At 51.4% G+C, this 2643-nt stretch carries 5 protein-coding genes and 1 pseudogene; 2 read left to right on the top strand and 4 right to left on the bottom strand.

From position 1 onward, the window contains the following. Nucleotides 1-145 (top strand): annotated as a pseudogene (locus BOW53_RS12605) (IS256 family transposase); the annotation flags it as partial. A gap of 4 nt (nt 146-149) precedes the next feature. On the opposite strand, the gene BOW53_RS12600 reads toward BOW53_RS12605, so the two are convergent. The 4 genes from BOW53_RS12600 to BOW53_RS12585 form a co-directional block, all read right to left on the bottom strand. Then, on the bottom strand, nt 150-932 hold the full coding sequence (locus tag BOW53_RS12600) for a GGDEF domain-containing protein (RefSeq protein WP_078488319.1): 783 nt from the start codon (nt 930-932) through the stop codon (nt 150-152). 40 nt (nt 933-972) lie between these two features. Then, nucleotides 973-1224, bottom strand: coding sequence for a hypothetical protein (locus BOW53_RS12595; protein ID WP_078488318.1), 252 nt, complete (start codon nt 1222-1224; stop codon nt 973-975). Between the two features lie 195 nt (nt 1225-1419). Next, a complete protein-coding gene (locus tag BOW53_RS12590) occupies nt 1420-2040 on the bottom strand; it encodes a hypothetical protein (protein ID WP_078488316.1) in 621 nt (206 codons plus the stop codon). 11 nt (nt 2041-2051) lie between these two features. Continuing rightward, nucleotides 2052-2273, bottom strand: coding sequence for a type 1 periplasmic-binding domain-containing protein (locus BOW53_RS12585; protein WP_078488315.1), 222 nt, complete (start codon nt 2271-2273; stop codon nt 2052-2054). 61 nt (nt 2274-2334) lie between these two features. On the opposite strand from BOW53_RS12585, the gene BOW53_RS12580 reads away from it, so the two are divergent. Next, the coding region (locus BOW53_RS12580) for a hypothetical protein (protein WP_135607116.1) at nt 2335-2643 on the top strand (309 nt) is incomplete at its 3' end.

The raw sequence follows: 2643 nt of genomic DNA, 5'->3' as shown, positions 1-2643 counted from the left end.
TGAAAACAGTCTGATGAAGCTGCTTTACATGGGAATCAAGAATGCCTCAAAGAAATGGACCATGCCGTTGCAGAACTGGAATTTGACACTATCCCAGTTGTCGATTTATTTTGAGGGTCGGTTAGATGGCGTATTGGATATCTAACCGATTAGGCTGACACAGAATTCTGAACGCCCTCGTCCGTGGTCTTGATATCCGGCAACAGTACAATGAATTCATCACCGCCCAGGCGGGCAAGTGAATCCCCTGGGCGTATACTGCCTTCGATACGCTTGGAAACCTCGATCAGCAGCAGGTCACCGTAGCTGTGACCCAAAGTATCGTTGAGCTGTTTGAGGTCATCCAGGTCGAGAAACAGAACTGCAAACTCCTTCTCCGGGTATGCCCGGTATACTTCCAGCTCCCGGTTGATACGCTTCAGCATCCATGCCCGGTTGTAGAGCCCGGTGAGGGGGTCATGTGAAGCATCGTGTCGCAACCTTCCCTCGATCTGCAGGCTGATGTCCTGTATCGAGCCCGCCATCCGGATTACCCTGCCACTTTTGTCGCCTACCGCCTGGCAGTTGTTACTGACATAGACAAAGGTACCATCCGGCCTGTTCATACGGTGTTCCAGGTTTATGAAGGTCTTTCTCGAATTGAGAAACTCCTTGAAGCGCTGGCGGATGTAGGGACGATCTTCAGGGTGAATTACCCGGTAGAAATTAACCAGGGAAGGTTTCAACTCTTGGGGTTCGTAACCTGCAATCTCCTTGAAACGGTCAGAGAAGTAAACCGTCTTGGTCTGCCGGTTCAGATCCCAGATACCCTCGTTGGTGGCCCGGGAGACCAACTCGTATCGTTCCTCATTGATACGCAATGCCTCTTCAGATTCATAGCGCTTGCGCAATTCGTCCAGGAACTGATTGAACCACTCGGCCAGTTGGGACATTTCGTCCACTCCGTGAACCCGAAGCTTTCCTACTTCCGTGTCACCCCCCTTTCAGGCGTTTGAAACTATTAGTGATGTATTTGATCGGCAAAACAAGGGAGTTGGAGAAGTAAAAAGCGACCAGGACAACAAAAATCAACGCAAAGGTAAACACCACCACTGTAGTATTGCGGATCAGTTCCACCTTGGACAGCAAAGTCTCTTCAGGCACTTCTGACAGGAGCATCCAGCCACTTCGCATTATGGGCTGATAGGTCTGATAGACCCGCCCTTGCGGGGTGTTGACCAGCACATGCTTCCCCGTCGGCCTGAGAACACCTTGCCTGTGATCTCCCACACGTTCGCCGATACGTGTTTTGTCCGGGTGATAGATATAGTGATTGTTCTGGTCGATCAGGTAGACTCGTGCTGCTTCACCTGCTTCACCTGCTTCACCTGCTTCACCTGCTTCACCTGCTTCACCTGCTTTATCTAAGAACTTGGATAGTTAAGCGGTACTGTAGTTGACGATCAAAGTCCCAATGGTCTGGCGCTCCAATGTCGCCCTGTTCGTTGAGTACATCGTCTGTGCAGCAGCCAGGACAAAATGATGACCGGATCCAGCATTGAGGTTCTCTGTCACACCGACCCAGTGAACCAGCGCCTGGGACCGTTTTGCGTCCAGCTTGATCTGATCTCTGACCGTCTCCTTGATTCTTGTGTCCAGGGTGTCGCCGACCTGAAAATGGGTGCCTTGCTCTCCTACGACATGAATTGAGACCAGCCCTTTGATATTGAGATATCCGTTAAGGATGTAGCCTACCTGGACCTCCGTGGCGAGCTGCTCATAGGTAGTAATGTCTTTCTGGGGCCTGAGCAGCGCATTGGTTATCGTCTCGACACTCGAGATATTGGCAATCAGGCTCTCCACCTGTTCCTGAACAAGCACAAGATTATCCCGGTAGCCCGAGAGAATATGCTCCTGCTCTTTCAAGGCGGCGGATACCAGCGACTCCTTCGCAGTCTGGTAGGCCACCAGGCCGGCTGTCAGCAGGGGAACAACCCCAATAAGCACCAGGAAGATGATGAACTTGTTGGTGATGTTCAGCCTGTTGATGAACCTGAACATGAAGCTGATGCCTACTGTTTATCGATATTGTCTGCTGTCACCAACAGGGTATCGATGAGCGTGATCCCGGGCAGTTTTTCACCCTCGAGGGATTTCAGTGCGTACTGCACACCGAGATACCCCTGCTCTGCCGGGAGTTGGTCGACCGTCGCCTGCAGGGTGCCATCCCGAATCGCCTGCTTGGCCTGGTCCAGGGCATCGTAGGAGGCGACCAGGACTGAGTGGGCTGCCAACGATGCCGAAGCCGTATACCAAGCCTATGAGCGTGCCATTCATACGCTCGCCAACGAGATCGTGCACGAACACTTTCTTTTGTACTACGCCCCCGAAGAACTGATTCCAAAGGAACCGGCAATTAAACCTGAAAGAAACGTAAATCTCAGCTGGCTCTACGAAGTCCGTTATGGCGAAAAGCCGGAAGGAGAGGACAATGAAGCCAACACCTGGAAACCCCAATGGGACGGCAGCTACCTGGTTGAACTGGTCGAACCGATACAGAAATACCTAGGGCCTGTTAACACTAATCAAGGTATCAACGATCAGCGCGAACTGAATAAAAAACAAAAATACGACATCCAATTATCAAAGCGTGAAAAAATCCTT

The sequence above is a fragment of the Solemya velesiana gill symbiont genome, assembly GCF_002020805.1.
In the GTDB taxonomy this organism is placed as follows: domain Bacteria; phylum Pseudomonadota; class Gammaproteobacteria; order Chromatiales; family Chromatiaceae; genus Sedimenticola_A.
The sequence above is the reverse complement of the archived record's forward strand: the minus strand, read 5'-3'. Positions and strand labels throughout refer to the sequence as shown.